This is a genomic window from Phenylobacterium sp. (assembly GCF_041916435.1).
Classification (GTDB): domain Bacteria; phylum Pseudomonadota; class Alphaproteobacteria; order Caulobacterales; family Caulobacteraceae; genus Phenylobacterium.
Genome location: NZ_JAYRZM010000007.1, coordinates 173,109 through 194,942, shown reverse-complemented (window position 1 = coordinate 194,942; position 21,834 = coordinate 173,109). Strand labels below are relative to the sequence as shown.

At 68.0% G+C, this 21,834-nt stretch carries 21 protein-coding genes, 2 tRNA genes and 1 riboswitch; of the genes, 1 reads left to right on the top strand and 22 read right to left on the bottom strand.

The genetic code is table 11. The features are described 5' to 3' along the window. Positions 1–3 precede the first annotated feature (3 nt). The 5 genes from ACE3TA_RS20270 to pstS all read right to left on the bottom strand — a co-directional run bounded on the left by ACE3TA_RS20270 (position 4) and on the right by pstS (position 6,106). Positions 4–1,965 (bottom strand): TonB-dependent receptor plug domain-containing protein, encoded by a 1,962-nt coding sequence (locus ACE3TA_RS20270; protein ID WP_374576150.1) that lies wholly within the window; start codon positions 1,963–1,965, stop codon positions 4–6. A gap of 147 nt (positions 1,966–2,112) precedes the next feature. Then, positions 2,113–2,301, bottom strand: a riboswitch (cobalamin riboswitch). A gap of 67 nt (positions 2,302–2,368) precedes the next feature. Next, positions 2,369–3,112, bottom strand: a complete 744-nt coding sequence (pstB, locus tag ACE3TA_RS20265) for a phosphate ABC transporter ATP-binding protein PstB (RefSeq protein WP_374576290.1) — start codon at positions 3,110–3,112, stop codon at positions 2,369–2,371. 77 nt (positions 3,113–3,189) lie between these two features. After that, complete coding sequence (gene pstA, locus ACE3TA_RS20260) at positions 3,190–4,032, bottom strand: phosphate ABC transporter permease PstA (RefSeq protein ID WP_374576149.1); 843 nt, start codon at positions 4,030–4,032, stop codon at positions 3,190–3,192. Between the two features lie 7 nt (positions 4,033–4,039). Then, positions 4,040–4,996, bottom strand: a complete 957-nt coding sequence (pstC, locus tag ACE3TA_RS20255; protein WP_374576148.1) for a phosphate ABC transporter permease subunit PstC — start codon at positions 4,994–4,996, stop codon at positions 4,040–4,042. A 72-nt stretch (positions 4,997–5,068) separates the two neighbouring features. Further along, entirely contained in the window at positions 5,069–6,106 is a 1,038-nt protein-coding gene (gene pstS, locus ACE3TA_RS20250; RefSeq protein ID WP_374576147.1) for a phosphate ABC transporter substrate-binding protein PstS, read from the bottom strand. Positions 6,107–6,344: 238 nt separating this feature from the next. Between pstS and ACE3TA_RS20245 the strand changes: the two genes are divergently transcribed. Continuing rightward, on the top strand, positions 6,345–7,652 hold the full coding sequence (locus ACE3TA_RS20245; RefSeq protein ID WP_374576146.1) for a hypothetical protein: 1,308 nt from the start codon (positions 6,345–6,347) through the stop codon (positions 7,650–7,652). Between the two features lie 194 nt (positions 7,653–7,846). Here ACE3TA_RS20245 and ACE3TA_RS20240 read toward each other — a convergent pair whose 3' ends face one another. The 17 genes from ACE3TA_RS20240 to ACE3TA_RS20160 all read right to left on the bottom strand — a co-directional run bounded on the left by ACE3TA_RS20240 (position 7,847) and on the right by ACE3TA_RS20160 (position 21,829). Continuing rightward, positions 7,847–9,055: an aminotransferase class I/II-fold pyridoxal phosphate-dependent enzyme gene (locus tag ACE3TA_RS20240; RefSeq protein WP_374576145.1), complete on the bottom strand. Its 1,209-nt coding sequence runs from the start codon at positions 9,053–9,055 to the stop codon at positions 7,847–7,849. A 102-nt stretch (positions 9,056–9,157) separates the two neighbouring features. Then, a complete protein-coding gene (locus ACE3TA_RS20235) occupies positions 9,158–11,947 on the bottom strand; it encodes a M14 metallopeptidase family protein (protein ID WP_374576144.1) in 2,790 nt (929 codons plus the stop codon). Between the two features lie 824 nt (positions 11,948–12,771). Continuing rightward, a tRNA-His gene (locus ACE3TA_RS20230) sits at positions 12,772–12,848 on the bottom strand. A 200-nt stretch (positions 12,849–13,048) separates the two neighbouring features. Beyond that, positions 13,049–13,756 (bottom strand): energy transducer TonB, encoded by a 708-nt coding sequence (locus ACE3TA_RS20225; RefSeq protein ID WP_374576143.1) that lies wholly within the window; start codon positions 13,754–13,756, stop codon positions 13,049–13,051. Positions 13,757–13,768: 12 nt separating this feature from the next. Then, complete coding sequence (locus ACE3TA_RS20220) at positions 13,769–14,197, bottom strand: biopolymer transporter ExbD (RefSeq protein ID WP_374576142.1); 429 nt, start codon at positions 14,195–14,197, stop codon at positions 13,769–13,771. Positions 14,198–14,202: 5 nt separating this feature from the next. Beyond that, positions 14,203–15,114, bottom strand: a complete 912-nt coding sequence (locus ACE3TA_RS20215) for a MotA/TolQ/ExbB proton channel family protein (protein ID WP_374576141.1) — start codon at positions 15,112–15,114, stop codon at positions 14,203–14,205. A gap of 368 nt (positions 15,115–15,482) precedes the next feature. Then, positions 15,483–15,650 carry a hypothetical protein gene (locus ACE3TA_RS20210; protein WP_374576140.1) on the bottom strand — a complete coding sequence of 56 codons (168 nt, stop codon included), beginning with the start codon at positions 15,648–15,650 and terminating at the stop codon, positions 15,483–15,485. 140 nt (positions 15,651–15,790) lie between these two features. Continuing rightward, positions 15,791–15,866, bottom strand: a tRNA-Phe gene (locus ACE3TA_RS20205). Between the two features lie 76 nt (positions 15,867–15,942). Next, positions 15,943–16,113 (bottom strand): DNA gyrase inhibitor YacG, encoded by a 171-nt coding sequence (locus ACE3TA_RS20200; RefSeq protein WP_374576139.1) that lies wholly within the window; start codon positions 16,111–16,113, stop codon positions 15,943–15,945. After that, complete coding sequence (locus tag ACE3TA_RS20195) at positions 16,110–17,150, bottom strand: ribonuclease E/G (RefSeq protein WP_374576138.1); 1,041 nt, start codon at positions 17,148–17,150, stop codon at positions 16,110–16,112. The genes ACE3TA_RS20200 and ACE3TA_RS20195 overlap by 4 nt, the downstream gene beginning before the upstream one ends. Continuing rightward, positions 17,147–17,737: a nucleoside triphosphate pyrophosphatase gene (locus tag ACE3TA_RS20190; protein WP_374576137.1), complete on the bottom strand. Its 591-nt coding sequence runs from the start codon at positions 17,735–17,737 to the stop codon at positions 17,147–17,149. Before ACE3TA_RS20190 ends, ACE3TA_RS20195 begins: the two co-directional genes overlap by 4 nt. Before the next feature lie 13 nt (positions 17,738–17,750). Continuing rightward, positions 17,751–17,969, bottom strand: coding sequence for a translation initiation factor IF-1 (infA, locus tag ACE3TA_RS20185; protein WP_374576136.1), 219 nt, complete (start codon positions 17,967–17,969; stop codon positions 17,751–17,753). A 170-nt stretch (positions 17,970–18,139) separates the two neighbouring features. Continuing rightward, the gene (locus ACE3TA_RS20180) at positions 18,140–18,616 is read right to left on the bottom strand and encodes a low molecular weight phosphatase family protein (protein WP_374576135.1); all 477 of its coding nucleotides are present in this window, start codon (positions 18,614–18,616) and stop codon (positions 18,140–18,142) included. A 6-nt stretch (positions 18,617–18,622) separates the two neighbouring features. Next, on the bottom strand, positions 18,623–19,102 hold the full coding sequence (locus ACE3TA_RS20175) for a UPF0262 family protein (RefSeq protein WP_374576134.1): 480 nt from the start codon (positions 19,100–19,102) through the stop codon (positions 18,623–18,625). A gap of 194 nt (positions 19,103–19,296) precedes the next feature. Continuing rightward, positions 19,297–19,941 (bottom strand): SH3 domain-containing protein, encoded by a 645-nt coding sequence (locus ACE3TA_RS20170; RefSeq protein ID WP_374576133.1) that lies wholly within the window; start codon positions 19,939–19,941, stop codon positions 19,297–19,299. Between the two features lie 129 nt (positions 19,942–20,070). Then, complete coding sequence (hisD, locus tag ACE3TA_RS20165; RefSeq protein WP_374576132.1) at positions 20,071–21,354, bottom strand: histidinol dehydrogenase; 1,284 nt, start codon at positions 21,352–21,354, stop codon at positions 20,071–20,073. 49 nt (positions 21,355–21,403) lie between these two features. Continuing rightward, positions 21,404–21,829 (bottom strand): DUF2948 family protein, encoded by a 426-nt coding sequence (locus ACE3TA_RS20160; RefSeq protein WP_374576131.1) that lies wholly within the window; start codon positions 21,827–21,829, stop codon positions 21,404–21,406. Positions 21,830–21,834 lie beyond the last annotated feature (5 nt).

The following is a 21,834-nucleotide window of genomic DNA, read 5'->3' as shown; positions in this document are numbered from 1 at the left end:
TCCCTAGAACCTGGCCCGAACGCCGGCGAAGGCCGTCCGTCCCGCCGCGCCGTAGCCGCTGATCGTCTCGTAGTGCTCGTCGCCGGCGTTCTCCACCCGCGCATAGAGCTCCACCCGGTCGTTCAACGGATAGGACACGCGCAGATCGAGCAACGCGTAGGCGTCAAGCTTCGTGGCGTTGGCCGCGTCGTCGTAGCTGTCGCCCACGTAGCGCACGGCGGCCGTGGTGGAGACGCCGAGCGGCCAGACGTAGGTGAGCGCCAGGTTGCCCTCGTGCTTCGGCCGGCGCGCCAGCTCATTGCCGAAATTGGCGCCGGCGGATCGGTTCTCCGTATCCGTCCAGGTGTAGTTGGCCTGGCCGGACAGGGCGCCGAAGGTCGCCTCGCCCGCCAGCTCGATCCCATGGGCTGACGCCTTGGCCACGTTGGCGTAGTAGCCGAAACGCGGCGAGCCGCCGGGCGCGCAGAGCGCGTCCGAACTGCTGGTGCAGGTGAAGAAGTCGATCAGGTTGGTCGAACGCCGCTGGAACCAGGTGGCGGAGACGCGCACATGGCCGTCGGCGAAACGCTGCTGGATTCCGGCGTCCCAGGCGTCGGCCTCCTCCGGCTCGAGCCCCTCGTTCCCGTAGTCGCCGTAGAGCTGGTAGAGGGTCGGCGCCTTGAAGCCCTGGCCGAAGCTGGCGCGCAGCACGGTGTCGCCGCCGTTGAGCGACCAGGCCGCGGCGAGTTGGCCCAGGGTGTGGCCGCCGAACGCGTCGTGGTTGTCGTGGCGCACGCCCGCGGTCAGGGTGAGCCCCGGCGCGACCTCGCCATGCGCCTGGGCGTAGACCCCGTCGATCGACGCCTTGGCCCGGTCAGGCGCGGGGTTGGGGTCATAGGACGACGGCGAGGCCGACCTCATCTTGGCCTCCTCGTGCTCGGCCCCGAACGTCGCGGTCCAAGCCTCGGAGATCGCCCAAACGCCCTGGTACTCGACGCGCCGGTTCTCGCCGAGGGAATCGAACGTCTTGTCGGTGAGCGCCTGGGTCGGATCGTAGTTGTCGCGGTCGGTGCGCGTGTAGCCGTACGCCAGGCGGCTCTTCAGCGCGCCGTCGAACAGGGCGAGGTTCAGGCCGGCGTAGCCCACGAAGTCCTTTGTCGTGCCGTACTCCGCCGTGTCGGCGAAGCTGTAGGCGGGCGCCGGAAAACCGTCGAAGTCGGTGCGGCCGTCGGAATAGAGCGCGCGCAGGTCGACTGAAGCCTGGTCGGTCAGCAGCAGGCGCACGCGGCCGCTGGCCTGGGTGTTGCGATAGCCGTCCTTTTCCGCGCCCTTGGCGTAGGCCGAGGCCGCACCATCGGTCACATAGCGGCCGGCGGCCAGACGCCAGACCACGCGCGGCTGGGCCCCGCCGATCGCCGCGCGGGCGTAGGCCGTGCCGTCCGATCCGCCCTCGGCCAGGACCGAGCCCTCGAACGGCGAGGTCGGCTCCGCCGTGACGATGTTGACGACGCCGCCGATGGCCTGGCTGCCCCACAGCGTCGACTGGGCGCCGCGCAGCACCTCGATGCGCGAGACGTCGCCCACCAGCACATCGGAGAAGTTGTAGCCGCCGCCGGGCGCGGACGGGTCGTTCACCTTCACGCCGTCGATCACCACCAGGGTCTGATCGGTTTCAGCGCCGCGGATGCGTAGCTGCGCCGCCGCCCCGACCGGGCCGTTGCGCGTGAAATTGACGCCCGGCGTGGTGGCCACCAGCTCGCCCAGCGAGATCGCCTGGCTGGCGCGTATGGCCTTGGCGTCGATCACGCTGACGGATTGGCCGATGCGATCGGCCGGCTGCGGCGAGCGCGTGGCCGTGACAATCAGCTCGCCGACGCCCGCCGCCTCGGCGCCGGCCACGTCCGGCGCGGGAGCCGGAGCTTCGTCGGCCCAGGCAAGATTGGAAAAGGCCAGCGTCGCGACGCTGGCGAACAGAACGGTCTTCATCGGGTCATCCCCCTTCCTGACGACGGACCGTCGAGGAACAGGGGCCATGACCGGAGGACTGACGCACGCCGGACGGCCCGCGTCCACGCGCGGCCCAACAGCGTCGTCTCTCGGGAAAACCCGTTCGTTCGGCGCACCCCGGCCGGACGAAGGACGACCGCGTCAGGCAGGTCTCCTGGCTCGCGGGTCAGGGCCGATGCGCGCCGCCTTCCCAGACCAAGGTCCAGTGGCTCATGACGCGCGGGCTCGCCGCTTACAGTTGCGGGGGCAGCCCAGGTCTTCCACCTGAGTTCCCTTTTGATCCCCTTACGGGGAACCTGTCGCGCCGTCCGCATTAGGCGGCGCGCAGGCGGGCGTCAATTGTGGAGTGCGCGCGAGGGGCCCGAAGCCCCTCGCCCGTTCGTCAGCCGAAGCGGCCGGTGATGTAGTCCTGGGTCTGCGAGTTCTTCGGGTTGGCGAACATCTCGCTGGTGGCCCCGAACTCGATGATGCGGCCCAGGAACATGAAGGCCGTGTAGTCCGACAGGCGCGCGGCCTGCTGCAGGTTGTGGGTCACGATCACGATCGTGTAGTCGCGCTTCAACTCGCCCAGGGTGTCCTCGAGCTTGGCGGTCGAGATCGGGTCGAGCGCCGAGGCCGGCTCGTCGAGCAGCAGCACGTCCGGCTCCACGGCGATGGCGCGAGCCACGCAGAGGCGCTGTTGCTGGCCGCCCGACAGGCTGAGGCCGGAGCTCTTCAGCTTGTTCTTCACCTCGTCCCAGAGGGCCGCGCGCTTGAGCGAGCGTTCGACGATGTCGTCCATCTCGCTCTTGGACTTGCGATGGTAGAGGCGCACGCCGAAGGCGATGTTGTCGTAGATCGACATCGGGAACGGCGTGGGCTTCTGGAACACCATGCCGACGCGGGCGCGCAGCTTGGAGACGTCCACCCGCGGAGACAGGATGTCCTGGCCATCCAGCAGAATGGTGCCCTCGGCGCGCTGGTCGCCATAGAGCTGGTAGATGCGGTTCAGCGTGCGCAGCAAGGTGGACTTGCCGCAGCCCGAGGGACCGATCAGCGCGGTGATGCGGTTGCGCTCCACCGGCAGGTCGACGCCAAACAGGGACTGGTTCTTGCCGTAGTAGAAGTCGAGCTTCTCCACGCTCATGATGTTGCGCGGCTGGCGCTCGGCGCCGGCGAGCGTCTCTGCGTCGCCGATGCGACGCGCGTCAGGTTGTGGTTGCATCATTTCCACCGGGGCTCCCGAGCAAGAATTCGCCCAATGATGTTGACCGACAGCACCGCCACCGCGATCAACAGCGCCCCCGCCCAGGCCAGACGACGCCAGTCGTCGTAGGCGCTGAGCGCGAACTGGAAGATCACAGCCGGCAGGCTGGCCATCGGCTTGCCCATGTCAAGGCTGAAGAACTGATTGTTCAGCGATGTGAACAGCAGCGGCGCGGTTTCACCGCTGATCCGGGCGAAGCCGAGCAGCCCCCCCGTCAGCATGCCGCCGCCGGCCGACCGCCAGATGATCTTGCGGATCGTCACCCACTGCGGCGCCCCAAGCGCCATGCCGGACTCGCGCAGCGCATGCGGCTGCAGGTTGAGGATGTCCTCGGTCGTGCGCGTCACGATCGGCGTGGCCAGGAAGGCCAGGGCGACCGCCCCGGCCCAGCCGGAGAAGCCGTGGAACGGCTTGACCATGATCTCGTAGACGAACAGGCCGACCAGGATGGAGGGCGCGGCCAGCAGCACGTCGTTGAGGAAGCGGATGATGCGGCCGTAGTGGGAGTCGCCGCCCATCTCCGCCAGCCAGGTGCCCGCCAGGATCCCCACGAGGACCGAGATGACCATGGCCGCCACGCACAGCATGACCGAACCGACGATGGCGTTCAGCAGCCCGCCGGGCGAGCCGGGCGCCGGCGTGGATTTGGTGAAGACGTCGGCGTCGATCCCGCCCAGGCCCTGGGCGAGCAGCGAGTAGAGGATCAGGACCAGCGCGGACAGCGCCAGCAGGGTGGCCACCACCGTGCCGGCGGTGAACGTGTAGTTGGCGATCTTGCGACGGGAATATCGGCTGATCATCCTGGCCTCACGAGTGGCTTTGGGTCGGCAACAGCGCGCGCGCCAGAGCCAGAACCGAGAAGGTGATGAGGAAGAGCACCAGGCCCAGGGCGATCAGGGCGGAGGTGTGCATCTCGCCGGTCGCCTCGGTGAACTCGTTGGCGATGGTCGAGGCCAGCGTCGCGCCCGAGGCGAAGAGGTTCTTCGGAAGGCCGTGGGCGTTGCCGATGATGAAGGTCACGGCCATGGTCTCGCCCAGCGCGCGACCGAGCCCCAGCATGACCACGCCGATGCTGCCGCGGCGCACATAGGGCAGCATCACCGACCAGACGGTCTCCAGGGGCGTGCAGCCCAGGCCGTAGGAGGCCTCGCGCAGTTGCGGCGGCACCGTGCGCAGCAGTTCGCGGAACACCGCCGACATGTAGGGCAGGATCATGATCGCCAGGATGATCGAGGCGGTCAGGATGTTGGCGCCGTTGGGAATGCCGGTGACCAGCTTCTCCCAGATCGACCCGGGAGGCGCGGCCATCATCAGCGGCATCTGCACGTGCATGGCGAAGAAGGGCGCGAAAACGAAGAGCCCCCACATGCCGTAGACGATCGAGGGGATGCCGGCGAGCAGTTCCAGCGTCACGGCCAGCGGACCGGAAATCGCCCGCGGGCAGAATTCAGTGAGGAACACCGCCACGCCGAGCGCCACGGGCAGAGCCAGCGCCAGCGCCAGGAAGGAAGTGATCAGGGTTCCGGCGATCGGACCGGCCGCGCCGTAGACCTCGGTGACGGGGTTCCAGGTGGTCGACGTCAGGAAGCCGAACCCGAACTTGGCGAACGCAGGCCAACCGCCGATCACGAGCGAGATGAGCAGACCGCCGAGCGCGGCCAGGAGCAAGGTGGCGGCCCCGAAGCAGACCCCGCGGAAAATCGGATCGCCGAGCGGCCGGGACGACTGGTGAGTGAGCGATGGCGGCGCAGCGGCGCTGGTCATGGGACCCCCACAGTGAGCGGGACGGACGCGTCATGCGTCCGCCCCCTTCAGTTCGAGATCGATACTAGCAGATCAGCGCGACACGTAGACCGGCTTGCCGCCAGCCTTGATGTTCGCGGTCCACTGCTTGCGGATGAGGTCCTTCACGCTCTCCGGCAGCGGCACGTAGTCGAGCTGCAGAGCCATCGCGTCGCCGCTCTTGTAGGCCCAGTCGAAGAACTTCAGGACGCCCTCGCCGGCGGCGGCGTTGGTTTGCTCCTTGTAGAGCAGGATGAACGTGGCGCCGGTGATCGGCCAGGACTTAGCGCCCGGCTGGTCGAGAAGCAGCAGGTAGTTGCCCGGAGCCTTGGCCCAGTTGGCGCCGGCCGCGGCGGCGGCGAAGGCGTCGGACTCAGGCGCGGGATACTGGCCGGCCTTGTTCTGCACCAGGGCGTAGGTGGCGTGGTTCTGCTTGGCGTAGGCGTATTCCACGTAGCCGATCGAGCCGATCGTCTGCTTCACGAAGGCGGCGACGCCGTCGTTGCCCTTGCCGCCGATGCCCGCGGGCCATTCGACCGCGTCGCTGGCGCCGACCTTGCCGGCCCAGGCCGCGCTCTTCATCGACAGGTACGAGGTGAACAGGAAGCTGGTGCCCGAGCCGTCCGAGCGGTGCACGACGGTGATCGGCAGATTCGGCAGCTTCACGCCCGGGTTGAGCTGGGCGATCGCCGGATCCGTCCACTTCTTGATGTCGCCCAGGTAGATCGAGGCGAGCACCGAACCGGTCAGGTGGACTTGGCCGGGCTTGATCCCCGGCAGGTTCATCACCGGCACCACGCCGCCCATCACGGTGGGGAACTGGTACAGGCCGGCGGCGCTCAGATCTTCCGGCTTCAGCGGCTTGTCGGAAGCGCCGAAATCAACGGTCTTGGCCTTGATCTGCTTGATGCCGCCGCCGGAACCGATCGCCTGATAGTTCAGGCCCACGCCGGTTTGCGCCTTATAAGCTTCCGCCCACTTGGCGTAGACGGGCGCGGGGAACGTGGCCCCGGCGCCGGAGAGGTCCGCAGCCTGGGCGGCGCCCCCGGCCAACACCACCGCCCCCACGGCGGCCGCGATCATCTTGAACATCCCACATCTCCTGAATTGCGCCGAGCCCCGGCGCGTTCCGGAGGTCCGATTAGGCGGGAAGTGCAACGGTTGCGTGACAAACCACCAAGTCGTTCACCTTGTCGCCGCAGCAGGTCGCCCAGCCGGCGAACGCGGTTCGCGTGCGGACGCCGAAGCTACATGGGAGTGTCACAAAACTTGTCTACCACGCGCCTCCGAAAGCCGCCGGAACCAGGCGGGCATTCGAGGGGTAAACATCATGAAAACGAAATCCTGGCTGCTCACGGGAGCGGCCGTGGGCCTCATGGCCCTGGCCGCCGCCGCGCCGGCCGAGGCCGCTTCCAAGAAGTCCACCGCGGCCGCCCAGGCCGCCGAGATCGAAGCGCTGAAGGAGCAGGTCCGCCTGCTGACCCAGCGTCTCGACGCCCAGGAAGCCGCCCAGCAGCAGACGCAGGCCACGGCAGTCCAGGCCCAGGCCACGGCTCAGGAAGCCAAGGCGGCCCAGGAAAGCGCCGCGCAGGATATCGAGAACATCCCGAGCCAAGTGAACATGGCGGTGGCCGCCATTCCGAAGCCCAAGAAGACCTGGGCCGAGGACACCAAGGTCAGCGGCCGGATGTACTTCGACCTCTCCAACGTCGAAGCGAAGAACAACGGCACGAAGACGACGCCTTCGGGCACCGGCTTCGACATCAAGCGCTTTTATGTCGGCATCGACCACAAGTTCAACGACACTTGGTCGGCGAACGTGACGACCGACTTCCAGTACTCCTCGGCGATCTCCGCGACCGAAGTGTACATCAAGAAGGCGTACCTCGAAGCCAAGGTGAACCCGTACCTGACGGTCGACTTCGGCTCCACCGACCTGCCCTGGGTGCCCTATGCTGAAGGCATCTACGGCTACCGCCACATCGAGAACACGCTGATCGACCGCACCAAGTTCGGCACCTCGGCCGACTGGGGCGTGCACGCCAAGGGCACCCTGCCCGGCGGCATCGTCAGCTACCAAGTGTCGGTGATCAACGGCGCCGGCTACAAGGCTCCGCTGCGCTCGAAGGGCATGGACGTCGAAGGTCGCGTCAGCGCCAAGCTGGACAAGATCAACCTGGCCATCGGCGGCTACAGCGGCAAGCTCGGCAAGGACACCCAAGGCGCCACCACTTACCACACCGCCAACCGCTTCGACGCCCTGGCGGCCTACGTCGATCCGAAGTTCCGCGTCGGCGTCGAGTACTTCGCCGCCGAGGACTGGAGCAACGTCGCCACGGTCGCCTCGGACAAGTCCGACGGCTACTCGCTGTTTGGTTCGTACAACTTCACCGACAAGATCAGCGCCTTCGGTCGGTACGACTACGTGAAGCCCAACAAGGACACGGCGTCGAACAAGAAGGACAGCTACTTCAACATCGGCGTCCAGTACGAGCCGACCAAGATCGTCGACCTGGCCCTGGTCTACAAGCGCGACCAAGTCGAGCATGGCACGCTCAGCACGTCGAACGGCACGATCGGCGGCAGCAACAAGGGCACGTACGACGAGATCGGCCTGTTCGGCCAACTCCGCTGGTAAGCTCTTTGCGGCCGGGGCCAAGGTCCCGGCCGCTCCTCATTTGGAGCCAACTGGATCCGCCGCTCCCGCGGCGGGTTTTTTTATGCGGATGGAAGCCCGCAGCCTCCGGCCCCGCGAGCTTGCCCCCCTGCCCTGGCGACGCGGCTTGGCCTGACGTCCGCGTTGGCCATGCCCAGCCCGCCCGCCATCGCCGATCAGCCCGACTTGGCGCGCAGGGCGTCCCATCGGCGATATTCGTCCGCCTTGGCCGGGTCCGGGTCCTTTTCGCCCTTCAGCCAGTAGGCCCACCAGTCCACCGCGCCATCCTGGACCGTCATCCGCTCGGCCGGGCGCAAGGGCCAGTGGTTGGAATCAGGCAGGAAGGTCAACTCCACGGGCTTGCCCAGATGCTTGAGCACCACATAGTCCTCCCAGGGCTCGGACAGCCCCAGCGGCTGGAACGCGAAGATCTTCACCGCCGTATGGAGGTCGTCGAAATTGAACGCCGGGGCGGTCTTGGCCCAGGTCTGAAGGCCCGCCCGTCCGATCGGCGAGCCGCCGTTGATCGCCTCCAGCGTGTCCTGATAGCTCGCGCGGATGCCTTCGGCGGTCAGGTACTCCATGTAGTTGACCGTCATGCTGTCGACGAGCAGGGCCGCGGCGAAGCGATACTTCGAGTGCACCAGCGTCCAGCGTACGGCCACGCCCGTTCGGCTCCAGGCCTGGATGCCGATCCGCGAGGTGTCGATCAGCCCCTGCCGGTCCAGTTCGTCCAGGATCGCTTCGAACAGGGCCATGTTGTCGGGCCCCTCCGCCGGATTGGTGAAGGTCGGGGATTCGCCGCACTGGACCACCACGAAACCCTTGCCGGCCAGGATCTGGGCGGCGTAGCCGGCGCTGCTCTCGCCGGCCATCTGGAAGGACTTGGGGTCCCATCCGTGGGTCTGGATCACGACCGGGTAGCGCTCGCCGGCCTTGTAGCCGGCCGGCAGATAAAGGCCGTAGCCGATCGGCGCCTTGGCGCCCTTGGGCGTGATGCTGAGATTGCGCACCTCGCCCAGCGCCAGGTCCTTGAGCTGCGGATTGAAGTCTAGGATCTCGCGCACCACCTGCTTGGCGCCGGAACAGGCGATGACGGCCCGGCCGCGCCCCCACATGCCGCGATCCGCCAGCCGCTCCGTGATCGCTTCGAGCAGCGCCGGCGCGCCGTTGAGGGCCGTGTATTTGGTTTCGCCCCGATCGATCGCGGCCTTGGCCGCCACCTTGATTTCTTCGGGGGTGTCGAAGTCGGGCTCGCCGACGGTCAGGTCGATGATGTCGCGGCCGGCGGCGCGCAGTTCCCGCGCCCGCTGGGACAGCGCCAGGATGGGCGAGACCTTGATGCTTTTCAGCCGGTTGGCCACGCGGAGGGAAGAGGGACTCAAAGGGTACGCTCCACTGTTCAGAAGGCGCGAGGCCTGACGGGGGTCTGGGCCGCCCCCGCTCCGCGCGGGGACGGCGAGCCTGGTCATGCTCGACCCTGGCGCCTAGCGAACGGCGCTCGCCGGCCCGTAGTAGAGGCCGTTGAAGAGGAACTTGTAGGTCCCCTGGGACTGGCCCAGCTGCGTGACCTCCGGGCCCATCAGGAAGACCTTCCCTGGCCCGACGGAGGCTTCGACCACAGAGGCCGCGCCCTGGAGATGCTGCTGCCCCCAGGCCCAGCCGCTGCGCAGGCTCTGGGCGCTGTCGAACCAGGAGATCGGCTTGGCCTGGCCCGAGGCGCGGAAGGCGGGGCTGTTGTAGTAGTACACGTTCACCTCGGCGGGCAGGCCAAACGCCAGCGGCTGGGTGTTGTCCACCCTGTTACGCAGCACCGAGCCCGGAACGTAGAACTGGGCCCTCGGCAGGTGCTTGCCCTCGGCGGTGACCAGGGCGTCGGTGACGGGCAGGCCAAGTCCGCCGGCCAATTGCGTGGCGCTGCCGATGGCCACGATCGAGCCGCCGGCCTGCAGGAACTCCGTGAGCCGTGGAACCGTCTTGTCGTCGGTGACTTGTCCAAGCTTGTCCCGCCATTCGGCGGGAATGGCCTCTGGAGCCGGCTGGCTGCGCCGCGGCCGTTCCGGCGACGCAGGCTCCAGCACCGTGTCGTCGGAGAAGACCAGCACGTCGTATTTCGCCTTCAGGTTCCCGGCGTCCAGCTCCTGCGGGAAGACCAGCTCGAAGGGGAACTCGTAGTTCTCGAACAGCCATCGGTTCCAGCCCGACTGCATGACGCCGCCGTACAGGTCCACCAGCCCGATCCGGATCGGCTTCATCGGCATCGCCGGCGAAGCGGGTTTGGCGGCGACGGCGTAGGCGTCGACGCCAGCGTCCTTCAACGCCGCCTCAAGCGCGGGCCGTACGCCCGGACCTTCCTGAATCCAGAGCGCACCGGGCGCGAAGCGCTGGCCGCCGGCCGCCACGGCCTCCGTCAGCCATTCGACGGTCGCCCCGGCTTTCAGAAGCCGATTCTGCACGAGGAAAGCGTTGTTGGCCCTGTGGCTGACGATGTAGCCCGCCGACCCGCGGCCGATGATCTTGCCGGGCGGAGGCGCCATGACATCGGCGACCCGCTCGGTGGGGGCCTCGAAGCCGTCCAGCACGCGGTCGAACTCGACCCCCATCTGATAGGCCAGCGTGTAGCCGGTCACGTTGTGCGGCGGGATCGGATCGGCGCCGGGATAGGGGATGTTGTCCGGATGGATCTGGGCCTCGAACATGTCGAGAACCTGGGCGCGAAAGGGCTGCGCCGTCTCCACTACGAAGGAGCCGGCCGGGTAGGTCTTGCCCTTCACCGTGAACGGGCGGGTGGCGCGCTCCACCTGCAGACCGCTCTTGATCAGGGCGTTCATGAACACGACCACCGAGGGGTAATCGGGCTGGTCGGCGCTCAGGATGTATCCACGCGGATCGCGGTTTTCGGGGGCCCGCAGGGCCGCGTCGTAGAGCGAAGGGTCCACGGCGTCCGGGGCGAAGCCCATGCCCCAGCGCGGCACGCCCTGGTGATAGGTTCCGCCCGCGGCCGCCTTCTCCAGAGCCGCGATCTCACGCGGCGTGGTGGTCCAGTGATCCTTCTCGCCGCGCTCGATATTGTCCTTGCCCATCCGGTAGACCGAATAGAGCAGGTGCTCGCGGTTGCTGGCGGCGTAGTCGAGCATGCCCCGGTTCAGGGCGACCGAGTAGTCGATGCCGTCCTGGAAGGTGAAGGTCTGCGGCGCGATGGGCGTCAGGTTGTCATTGGTCGGGAGTTGCTGGCGCGGCACCAACTCCAGCTGAGCGGGGTTGGGAGCGCCGATGATCTCGGTGATCACGCCGATGGAGTTGTGGAACAGCGCGTTGGACCGCAGCGTCGTACCCGCCCAGTTGGTGTAGGGGGCGTATTCCCGCCGCACCCCGCCGGGCTTGCCCTCCGCAATCAAGCGGTCGAGCATTCGCGCGCCCACCCCGTCCAGGCCGGTGAGCACGAGGGGGTTGAGGTTGTAGTTGTAGGGATTGCGGTGCGGCGGGATGAACACCACCGTTCCGGGCGGGCCGGACTGGTGGTGGTTGTAGACGATCTGCGGGAACCACTCCCGATACAGGATCCGGTTGATGTTCACCGTCTCCTTCATGTTCGACATGAAGAAGTCGCGGTTATTGTCGTGACCCACGTACCAATTGTAGAGCCGCGGCAAGCTTTCGAATTCCCGCGCCTGCGGCGTCGGGTTGCGCATGTACCAGTTGCTGACCAGCTCGTTGCCGTCGGGATTGGCGTGGGCGAAGAGGATCACGCACTCGTCCAGAATGCGCAGGGTTTCGGGGTCTTGACCGCTCACCATCTCGTAGAGGGTCTGGGTGAGTTGCTGGGTCGAGACGGTTTCGGTCGAATGGAGGCCGCCGTCGATCCAAACCACCGCCTTGCCTTCGCGCGCCAGCGCCTTGGCCTCCTCCTCGCTCACGCCTTCGGCCTGGCTGAGGCGGCGGGCGATCTCGCGGTAACGCTCCACGTTCCTCAGATTTTCCGGCGAGGAGACGATCGCCATCATCTGGTCCCGCCCCTCGCTCGTCTTGCCGATCGAGACCAGGCGCATGCGGTCCGACTGGCCGGCCAGAGTGCGCCAATAGGCGACCATCTGGGTGTAGTTGGCCAGCTGATAGCTGTCTCCGATGCCGAAGCCGTAGGCCTGCCGCGGCGTCGTCACCGCCAACCGCGCCGGCTCGCTCGCCACGCCCTGGGCGTTCGCCAAGGTGGGCGGCGCGCTGGCCTGGACCAGCAGCGCCAGGGTCAAGGTGGTGGCGACGAGGTTGATCTGACGCATGCGGGCTTCCTGGGCGCGACGAGACCTTGTGGCCTCGAAGAGGAAGACGCAGCGGGCGGGATCTTGTCACTCCCCACGACCACAAAACCGCCGCCGCGCTCGGCGGTGGGCCGCTCAGTCGCCGCACCCGCCTAATCCCTTGCCCACCGAGCCGGAGTTTCAGTCCAAGCGGGACGCCTGGCGCACCGCTAGCCCTGGGGAGCGATCCCGCCGGCGATCGGCAAAAGGTTGGCGGGCTGATTTGCCCCACGTACCATGGGCTTGCCTGTGGGAATGCGCACTTGCAGCTCGCAACCAGCGACGCTGCTCCCCCTTCCCTGGCTATCGAAGCTTCGGCGATGCGCCACCGGCCGACATGCAGGTGTGTGGAAGACGGACATTCGGCTACGCGTGGCCGCGCACATGGCGACAGTGCGAGTCCGGATGGTGAGGGTTCTTGGCTCGTGGCGACGCGGATGGAGACGCGAGCCGCGCGCGGGCGTGGAGGCTGTAGACGATCCAACTCCCCCGAAGGCGCCCTGGCGGCAGGCTTAAGAGGGTCTGCGAGCCCAGGAAGCGCTCGGGCTGATCCTTGAGGCCGCCCGCCCGCCAAGCCGGAACCGAGGGGCGGCGGCGAGCCGCCGCAGCAGCTGGGATCGCGCGCCGCCGACCGGGTCAGGCTGGCGGACAGGGTCGCCGAACGGGTCGCGAAACGGGCTTGAAGCCACCGGCGACGAACAGCGTGGGACCGAAAGGCGCAAGGCGGGGCGCCAAGAAAGCCCGAGACAGGGCCCTGGAACGAAAAAGGACCGGAGCGAAACTCCAGTCCCTTCAACTTCTTGCGATGGTACCGCCTCCCCGGATCGAACGGGGGACCTCCAGAGCCACAATCTGGCGCTCTAACCAACTGAGCTAAGGCGGCGCATCGCGAGGGCCCGGTAATAGTCGCGCCGTCGGCCGCGATCAAGCGTGGTGCGACCGGGAAATCGACTTCGTCGGTTGGGCCCCATTCCTGGACCGACGTCTCGCCCGACGGCCCCGAAGGGCGTTATGGCGGGGGGAAAAAAAGTTGGCCCCGGCAGGCTTTCGCCGCCGGGGCCTGTCTTCAAGTTCGACCGGCCGTTATTTCGGCAGGACGAAGCGGATCGGGATCCGCACGGTGCCGCCTTCGACGGGCGAGCCGTCCAAGGTCTTGGGCCGCATCTTGAACAGACGGCTCATCCGCACCGCGGCTTCGCCGAAGCCCATGTCGCTCGGATCTTCCGAGGTGACCGAGCAGTTCTCGAGCGTGCCCTTGGCCGTGACCGAGCAGCTGATCGTGGCTTTGCCTTCCACGTTCATGCGCTGGGCGCGGTCAGGATAGTACCGGGCCATGTCCTCGCCATCGGGCCGGCGCAGCCAGTCGGGACTGGTGATCACCGAAGGACGCGGCGGTTCCGGCGGCGGAGCAGCCGGAGGCTTGGGCTCTTCGATCCGCTTTTCCACCGGCGGAACCGGCAGCGGCGGGATCGAAGGCGCATCCACCGGCGGCGCCACGGGAGGCCGCGGCTGCAGCTTGGGCGGCGGCGGCGGCGGCGTGTTCGGCGGCGGAGGCGGAGGCGGCGGCGGCGGCGGCGGAACGGGCTTGATGATCGCCACGTCCGTCACGTCGTCCGTGTACTCCCGGTACTTCGGCTCGAACTTCGACTTCCACAGATACACGCCGAGCAGCACGTGGACGATGACCGACGCGATGATCGCGATGGTCACGCCCTTGCTGCGCTTCTTCGGCGGATCGTCGAAGATGCTGCGCGTAGGGTGGGCGACGTCTTGCTGTTGAGTATCAGCCATGAGTCACCCCACCTACTTGTCTTCGCCGACGAGCGCGACGCTGTAGAACCCGTTGTCCTGAAGCATGTTCATCACGCCCATGAAGTCGCCGTAGAGGACGTCCTTGTCTGCGCGGATGAAAATGCGTTCCTTGGCCGGGTTGCGTGCGCCGATCGTCGAACGGATGTCGTCACCCAACGTCGACAGGTCGGTGGCGCTGTCTCCGATATAGAGGGCGCCGTTCGACTGAATCGAGATGTAGACCGGTTTCGGCGGGTTCGGCGACGGCTTGGCGACCGCCGGCGGAAGAGCGACCTGCACCGTCACGGAGGCGAGCGGAGCCGCCACCATGAAGATGATCAGGAGCACCAGCATCACGTCCACGAAGGGCGTAACGTTGATCTCGCTGTTCGCCTCGATCTCGTAGCGACCGCCGCCGGAGCCTGCGAGTTTGGCTCCCATCTGGCTTAGGCTCCTTTGTCGAGCGACCGGGAGACCATGTTCATCAGCTCAGCCACAAAGCCTTCCGTCCGGGCGCCGAAGGCGGAGATCCGGGTTTGGAAGTAGTTGTAGAAGATAACCGACGGAATGGCGGCGAAGAGACCGATACCGGTGGCGAGCAGCGCTTCGGCGATGCCGGGCGCGACGACGGCTAGGTTGGTCGTGTTGGTGTTCGCGATCCCGATGAACGAGTTCATGATCCCATACACGGTGCCGAACAGACCGATGAACGGACCGGACGAACCGACCGAGGCCAGGAACTGCATGCCGCCCGACAGGCGCTTGGCCAGGGACGACTGAACAGCGCCGACGGCGGCCTGAGCGCGGTTGATCGTGGTGTCGCGGTGTTCGCCGCTGACGGCCAGACCAGCCTGCTTGGAGAGCTCCACTTCCTGGGCGGCCGCAGCGGCCATGTCGGCCAGCGGGTTGCCAGCGAACTCTTCCGAGAGCGCCAGACGGCCCATTTCGTTGATGCTCTTCGTCCCGCGGAAGGCTTCCACGAAGGCGTCGGCGGCGCGGTTGAGCGAGCCGAACTCGATCAGCTTGGTGACCAGCAGCATCCAGGAGAACACGGAGCAGAGCACCAGGCCGATCATGACGATCTTAACGACCCATTGGGCGTCCAAGAACATCTGCATGACGGTGAGCTTGCCGGCATGTTCGATCGTCGCCGGAGCAGCCGGTTCGGCCTCCGAAGCGGCCGCGGGAGCCGCGGCTGCGTCGGCCGCGGGTGCGGCGTCGGCGGCAGGTGCGGCGGCGTCGGCCGCGGGGGCGGCCGTGTCAGCGGCGGCGTCCTGCGCGAACGCCGGCGCGCTCGTCATCAGCGCGACCGCGCCGAGGAGAGCGATGAAAGGAGTCGTTCGTTTGTTGTCGAGCATCTGTCGCCAGTTCCTAATTGGTCTAGCACGTTTGGACCGAGGGTCGTCGCGCGAGAGCGTCTCCACCCTAGTTGAACAAGCCCGGCGCCGTGAACCGATTTCCACCGGCACGCGTCACCAGAACCGCTATCGCTGCACCCGACCCGTAACGCGTTTCTCCAACAAGGCTGTGAAGATAGGCGTTTCGAAGGCGCAAGCGGCCCCTCCTCCGCAGGATTTGGAGCCTTACCGCAATGTTAGACGTGCGGCGACGGTCCTTTGGCAACCCCTCGATCAGGCGTCAAGGGGGCACGCAGACGACAAACGCCCGCTCCCGAATTCCGAAAATTCGGTATTGTTGCGACGCAAAATCGCAAGGCCCGTTAATCTTAGGCGAATTTCCGATCGAGCCGGAAATTCGCGCTGCAACGCAGCAAATTCGACGGAACGCCGGTCTGCCGATCTAGGGCCGTCGCGACCAGTTTTCCCGCGCCGGCGACCGAAAATCGGGCGCCCTCGCGCCGATGGCCGGTGAAATGGGATTCGTGGTTGCTCAAGTCAAGCAACGCCATGCGCCGCACGGTTTGCCCGTGCCGGAGTGTGTCCTGGTTGCACCGCCACACCGCCGCTCGCCGCGAACGGCATGAGGCGATCCGACGCAGGCGGCGGCTCACAGACCGGATTTTGAGAGAAAAAGTGGTGCCTGGGGGCGGATTCGAACCACCGACACGCGGATTTTCAATCCGCTGCTCTACCAACTGAGCTACCCAGGCCTCGCCGCGGCGACGCGGGAGCCGCGTCTATAAAAGAGCGTTTCGGCGAAGTCCAGCGACGCCGTGCAGGGTTTGCTCAGTCATCCATTTCGTCGGGGTCCGGCGCTTCCTCGTCCTCCACGGCGGGAACCGCATAGACGCCGGAGAGCCACCGCTGCAGGTCGACGTCGGCGCAGCGCTTGGAGCAGAACGGTCGGTAGTCGGGCGAGGACGGCTTGCCGCAGACGGGGCACTTCGGCGAGCTCATCGCGCCGCGACCTCCAGGCGCTCGCGCGGCGCGGCCGCGTCCGGCTCGATGGAGAAGCGCGCGCCGATGCGCTCGGCGAGCCGCGCGGCCAGCGGTCCGGCCGCGGCCGCCACCGCCGGGGCGCACGTAGCCGCCAAGCGGGCGCCGGGCTGGGCCATGGCCTCGGCTTCGATCCGGCGGATCAGGCGCAGCGCCAGGGTTCGCTCGGAAAGCCGCCCGTCGGACCCGCAGAGCGTTTCGCGCAGAGGACTCGCGCGGCGCGGGACCGTCAGCTCTATCGTGCCGAACCGGCTCACCGGCCCGATCGCCACGCCGGGATTGTCCGGGGCGAAGGCCGCGCGCGCGGCCGTCATCAGCGCATTGCCGTCATGCCCGCGGCCGGCGAAGTCGATCACGACCAGTCCGCCGAGGCCCTTCAGCCTGAGAAGGCGGGCGGTCTCGGCCAGCGCGGTCAGATTGGCCTGGCGGGTGACGCGCTTGGCGTCCTGCCCTTTGCGTTCGCCCAGGTCGACGTCGACCGCGGTCAGCGCGCGGGTTGGCTCGATGGCGATGGTTCCGCCGCCCGGCAGCGAATGAATGAGGTCCAGGGCCTCGGCCTCGGCTTCATCCGCCACGGCCCGCGCCAGGGCGCCGGTCTCGATCTCGGCGCCGCGGGCGAAGAATGAGAGCTGTTCGGCCAGGTCCGGCGCGGGCGCGAGCAGCGCAGGATCGCCATCAGCGGGGCCGATCGCGCGGACGGTCGCCAGCTTGCCGACCCGCGGCTCCGAGCGGATCTCCACCTCCAGGGCCTGGCCCTGCACCGGCCGCGCATCGGGTTTGAAGGCGAGCAGCGCCTCGCCCCCCTCCCCCAGGTCCAGGAAGGCCGAACCGAGCGCCGGCTCGACCTTGCGGACGCGGGCGCGCACGCGGGCGCCCAGGCGCAGGCGCTCCGGCTCGTCGTCACGCAGGACGAGCAGGCGCTCGGGCCGGTCGTTCAAGGTGACGACGCCGCGGCTTTCGCCGATTCCGCGATCCAGGAAGAGCCGTCTTGCGCTCATGGCGCCTTGTACCCGAGCCCGACCAGCAGGTTGAGGGTCTCGTAGAGCGGCAGGCCGACGACGCCGGAATAGGAGCCGTGGAGATTGATGACGAAAGCGCCGGCATGGCCCTGGATGGCGTAGCCGCCGGCCTTGCCCAGCCCCTCGCCGCCGCCGACGTAGGCGCCGATCTCCGAACGGCTCAGGCGCTTGAAGTGAAGGCGGCTCTCGACGAGCCGGCTGGCGAGCGGCCCTTCCGGCCCCTTCACGGCCACGGCGGTCAAGACGCGGTGGGCGCGTCCCGAAAGCAGGGCTAGGCAGTCGGCCACCTCCTCGCCGCTCTCGGCCTTGGGCAACACGCGGCGCCCGACCGCCACCACCGTGTCGGCGGCGATCACCCACGCGTCGGGCTGGCCCGGAGCGACCTTGGCCGCCTTCTCCTGGGCCAGTCGCACGGCGAGTCGTCGTGGCGTTTCTTGAGGGAGCGGCGTCTCGTCGATCTCGGCGGCGGACACGAGGTCCGGCGTCAGGCCGATCTGGCGCAACAGGCCGAGCCGCCGGGGGCTCGCGGACGCCAGTACGAGGCGCGGCTGCGGCGCGGCGGGCAAGCCCCGAGCGTCCCTAGCGGACGCGGAAGGTGATGCGGCCCTTGGTCAGGTCGTAGGGCGTCATCTCCACGAGCACCTTGTCGCCGACAGCCACCCGGATGCGGTTCTTGCGCATCTTGCCGGCGGTGTGCGCGATGATCTCGTGGTCGTTCTCGAGTTTCACGCGGAACGTCGCATTGGGCAGGACTTCGCTCACCGTGCCCGGAAACTCCAGTAGTTCTTCCTTCGCCATGCAGGCTCCATGTCAGGCGGACAACGCGCGGCCGAAGCGCCTTGGAATCAAGGCGCCGCGCCGCAAGCTGCGCCGACTCATACCGCATACCGATGGAACTGGTCGACGCGCTCGCGGGCTCCTGTACAGGAAGTGGCGGCGCTCGGCCACTCCTGGCGCGGACGACCTGTTCAGCCGATCGCCGCCGCGATGCCGAAGCGCTCGGCGATTTTGGCGGCCAGATCGTCGCGAACTTCGCGAAACGCCTGCAGGCGCGCCTCCCGCGAACCGTCGGCCAGGGTCGGATCGAACGTCGGCCAGTATTCGATCTGGGTCGCGCGGTTGCGGGTGAATTCCACGGCGCGGTGCTGCGCCTCCGGCGTCAGCGAGATGATCAGGTCGAAGGAATCGTCGTCGAGCTCCTGGAAGGTCTTGAGCTGATGGTCCGACAGATCGCAGCCCAGCTCCGCCATCACCGCCTCGGCGAACGGGTTGGCTCCCCCGTCCTCATCGGCGGCCTCGTCGCGCCGCAGGCCGCAGCTGTCGACGAACACGCGATCGCCCAACACCCGCTTGAGCAGCGCCTCGGCCATCGGCGAGCGCACGCGGTTGAAGTTGCAGGCGAAGAGCACCGCTCCTGGAAGCGGCTGGCGCGCGTCAGACGTCATGTTCCCTCACCCGCGCCAATGCAGGGCGCAGATCAAGGTGAAGAGACGCCGGGCCGTGTCGAGGTCGGTGTCGATCTTGCCCTGAAGGCGGGTGCGCAGGAGATTCGACGCTTCGTTGTGCAGGCCCCGGCGGCCCATGTCCAAGGCCTCGATCTGCTGCGGCGTGGAGTTGCGGATGGCCTGGTAGTAGCTCTCGCAGATCAGGAAGTAGTCCTTGATCAAGGCTCGAAACGGCGACAGCGACAGGATGTGGCGTCGCTCGTAGTTCGGCCCCTTCACGTCCAGGACGAGCCGGTTCTCCATCAGACCCATGCGCAGGTCATAGGGGCCGCCCTCGGCCCCCTCCGGCGCGAAATAGTTGTCCTCGAGCAGGTCGAAGATGGCGATCTGCCGCTCCTGCTCCTGGTCGCGCGAAACCGCCGCGAGCGACTCCTCGTCGATCTCAACGGACTGCAGGCGGTGTTTCTTGCGGTCGTCGTCGGCCATGGCGTGACTTGGGGCGGAAGCGCCAAGGCGACGTTTAGGCAATCACGAAGCCAACGTCATCCTGTCGCGCGAATTCCTCGTGCTCGGCGCCCCGGCCGGTGGCTTCCAGGACACGCGCCGCGCCGCGAGGCGGATACGAAAAGACGCCCGGCGCGCAGGCGCCGGGCGTCCCCAGGGTCCTCATGCCGTTCGGCCTAGTAGCCGTAGGACGCGCGCTGCCAGCCCGCCGGGCGGACGTAGGCGTCATTCACGTAGCCCACGCCGACGCCGTTCTGGCCGACCAGGATCCAGTCCGAACCGCGCACGCGGGCCAGCGCCTGGAAGCGCTCTCCGGGCTGCAGGGCGCCGACGCGGGCGCTGCGAACGGTCGGCGCGCCGCGCAGGTTCACGCTGTTCGTGGCGATGAACGTTCCGCCGTCGGCGGCGAACTGGGCCGGCGCGACGGCGGAGTCGAGCCGATAGCCGGAGTGGGTGTAGGTGGCCGGCGCGGCCTGATAGCCGTAGCCCGCGCCATAGGTGGTGCGCTGGGTGTCGGCCCGCTGCATGCGGCAGCCCACGTACGAGCCGGCGGCCGCGCCAGCGACCGCGCCGATCGCCGTGCCGGTCCCGCGGTCATTCTTGGCCAAGTTGCTGCCAGCCGCCGCGCCCAGCAGGGCGCCGATCAGCGCGCCCCCGACCTGCTTGTTGCCGGGCGCGTCGCAGCCGACCACCGGCTCGAGGCCCGTCGGACCACGGTAGGATTGAGCAGAAGCCGTCGTGACAGCGCCGATCGACAGGGCGCCGGCCAGCGTCGCAGCCGCCGCGCCGCGCATCAGCTTGGAAGTCATCAGAGTGCGCATTGGTCGTCTCCGTCAGGTGCGTCTTGAGCCGAGGCCGCTGACGGCCCCGATGAGACGCACCCTAGGAGGGGCCGCCTGAACGCACGCTGGAACGGAATTGACAGGAAGCGTTCAGCTTCCGGCGCCGGCTCAGCCGCGGCTGAGCCGGATCGCCGCCGAGCGCGCATGGGCCGGCAGCCCCTCGGCGTCGGCCAACGCGACCGTGGCCGGCCCGAGCGCGGCGAACGCCGCCGGATCGCATTTCACGATCGAGGTGCGCTTGATGAAGTCGTAGAGGGAAAGGCCGGACGAGAACCTGGCCGCGCGGCTGGTCGGCAGCACGTGGTTGGAGCCGGCCACATAGTCGCCGATCGCCTCGGGCGCGTGCCGCCCCAGGAAGATCGCGCCGGCGTGGCGCACCCGGTCCGCCAGGGCCTCGGGATTGTCGAGCGCGAACTCGACGTGCTCGGGCGCGATACGATCGACCAATCCCGGCGCGGCTTCCAGCGGCGCGATGACGATCGCTCCGTGGTCGCGCCAGGACGCCGCGGCGTCCTCGCCCGTGGCCAGCGTCTTCAGTTCGGCCTCCACGGCGGCCTCGACGTCCGCGGCGAAGGCCTCGTCGTCCGTGATCAGGATGGATTGAGCGGCTGGGTCGTGCTCGGCCTGGGACAGAAGGTCGGCGGCGATCCAGTCGGCCCGGTTGGCCGCATCCGCCACGACGACGATCTCCGAGGGACCGGCAAGGGCGTCGATGCCAACGGCGCCATAAACCCGGCGCTTGGCCGCCGTGACGAAGGCGTTGCCGGGGCCGACGATCTTGTCGACGGGACGGATGGGACCGGCCCCATAGGCCAGCGCCGCCACCGCCTGGGCGCCGCCCACGCGCCAGATCTCGCTGATCCCGGCCGCCTTGGCCGCCGCCAGCACGGCCGGTTGCAGCCGGCCGGGCGGCGTGACCATGGCGATGCGCTCGACCCCGGCGACGACCGCCGGCACCGAATTCATGAGAACGGTCGAGGGATAGGCCGCCCGTCCGCCGGGCACGTAGACGCCCACGGCCTCCAGCGGCGTCCAGCGCCAGCCCAGCTCGACGCCGGCCTCGTCGGTGAAGCGCATGTCCGCCGGGCGTTGGCGTTCGTGATAGGCGCGGATGCGGCGCGCGGCGAAGTCGATCGCCTCGCGCACCTCGGCCGGGCATTGCGCGGCGCCCGCCTCGATCTCCTCGGCGCTGACGCGGATCGTCGCTTCGTCCACGTCCGCCTTGTCGAACCGCCGGGCGAAGCTCAGCAGGGCCTCAAGCCCGTCGGTCCGGACCGCCGCGATCACGTCGCGGACGATCGCATCGACCTCTTCGGGCGTCTCGCGGCGCTCGTCGATGAAGGCGTTGAAGGCGGCCTCGAAGCCGGGGTCGGAATAGCGGAACCTGCGCATGGCGCGCTCTTTAGCGAGCCTGGGCCGTGGACGCCAACGTCAAGTGAGCTCAGTCGCCGTGCGTCGGCGCCCGCCGCGTCGGCCAAGGTTCGGACAGGTCCGCCAGCACCGCGTCGATGCACTCGACCTGGCAGCGCAGGTCTCCACCCGCCGCGAAGTTCAGGGTCACCACGCCGCCGGGAGCCTCCCCCGGCTCGAAGTTCAGCGCGAGCAGTTCGATCACCGCCGACGGCGCATCGCGCCTGAGACGCTTGGCCTGGACGTTGAGCACTGATCCCAATTGCAGAGCCGCGCGCACGCGCTCGCCACCGCCCGCCTCCCAGCGGTAGCGGTTGAACACGATCGTCAACCGGCGCGCCTTGGGTTCAAAGGCGATGTCGCCGATCTTGGCCACCGCGTCCTGCAGGGCCGCGGAGACCACCGAAAGGTCTTCCGGATCCTCGGCCAGCAGCTTCAGGGACGAATGCCTCGCCATGCCCT

Coding starts and splice junctions, on each gene's coding strand:
- infA (WP_374576136.1), bottom strand. CDS start 17,969: ATGGCGAAGGAAGAACTACTGGAGTTTCCGGGCACGGTGAGCGAAGTC.
- pstB (WP_374576290.1), bottom strand. CDS start 3,112: ATGAGCGTGGAGAAGCTCGACTTCTACTACGGCAAGAACCAGTCCCTG.
- pstA (WP_374576149.1), bottom strand. CDS start 4,032: ATGATCAGCCGATATTCCCGTCGCAAGATCGCCAACTACACGTTCACC.
- ACE3TA_RS20225 (WP_374576143.1), bottom strand. CDS start 13,756: ATGGCTGATACTCAACAGCAAGACGTCGCCCACCCTACGCGCAGCATC.
- ACE3TA_RS20220 (WP_374576142.1), bottom strand. CDS start 14,197: ATGGGAGCCAAACTCGCAGGCTCCGGCGGCGGTCGCTACGAGATCGAG.
- ACE3TA_RS20195 (WP_374576138.1), bottom strand. CDS start 17,150: ATGAGCGCAAGACGGCTCTTCCTGGATCGCGGAATCGGCGAAAGCCGC.
- ACE3TA_RS20245 (WP_374576146.1), top strand. CDS start 6,345: ATGAAAACGAAATCCTGGCTGCTCACGGGAGCGGCCGTGGGCCTCATG.
- ACE3TA_RS20270 (WP_374576150.1), bottom strand. CDS start 1,965: ATGAAGACCGTTCTGTTCGCCAGCGTCGCGACGCTGGCCTTTTCCAAT.
- ACE3TA_RS20200 (WP_374576139.1), bottom strand. CDS start 16,113: ATGAGCTCGCCGAAGTGCCCCGTCTGCGGCAAGCCGTCCTCGCCCGAC.
- ACE3TA_RS20160 (WP_374576131.1), bottom strand. CDS start 21,829: ATGGCGAGGCATTCGTCCCTGAAGCTGCTGGCCGAGGATCCGGAAGAC.
- pstS (WP_374576147.1), bottom strand. CDS start 6,106: ATGTTCAAGATGATCGCGGCCGCCGTGGGGGCGGTGGTGTTGGCCGGG.
- ACE3TA_RS20215 (WP_374576141.1), bottom strand. CDS start 15,114: ATGCTCGACAACAAACGAACGACTCCTTTCATCGCTCTCCTCGGCGCG.
- ACE3TA_RS20170 (WP_374576133.1), bottom strand. CDS start 19,941: ATGCGCACTCTGATGACTTCCAAGCTGATGCGCGGCGCGGCGGCTGCG.
- ACE3TA_RS20175 (WP_374576134.1), bottom strand. CDS start 19,102: ATGGCCGACGACGACCGCAAGAAACACCGCCTGCAGTCCGTTGAGATC.
- ACE3TA_RS20180 (WP_374576135.1), bottom strand. CDS start 18,616: ATGACGTCTGACGCGCGCCAGCCGCTTCCAGGAGCGGTGCTCTTCGCC.
- pstC (WP_374576148.1), bottom strand. CDS start 4,996: ATGACCAGCGCCGCTGCGCCGCCATCGCTCACTCACCAGTCGTCCCGG.
- ACE3TA_RS20235 (WP_374576144.1), bottom strand. CDS start 11,947: ATGCGTCAGATCAACCTCGTCGCCACCACCTTGACCCTGGCGCTGCTG.
- hisD (WP_374576132.1), bottom strand. CDS start 21,354: ATGCGCAGGTTCCGCTATTCCGACCCCGGCTTCGAGGCCGCCTTCAAC.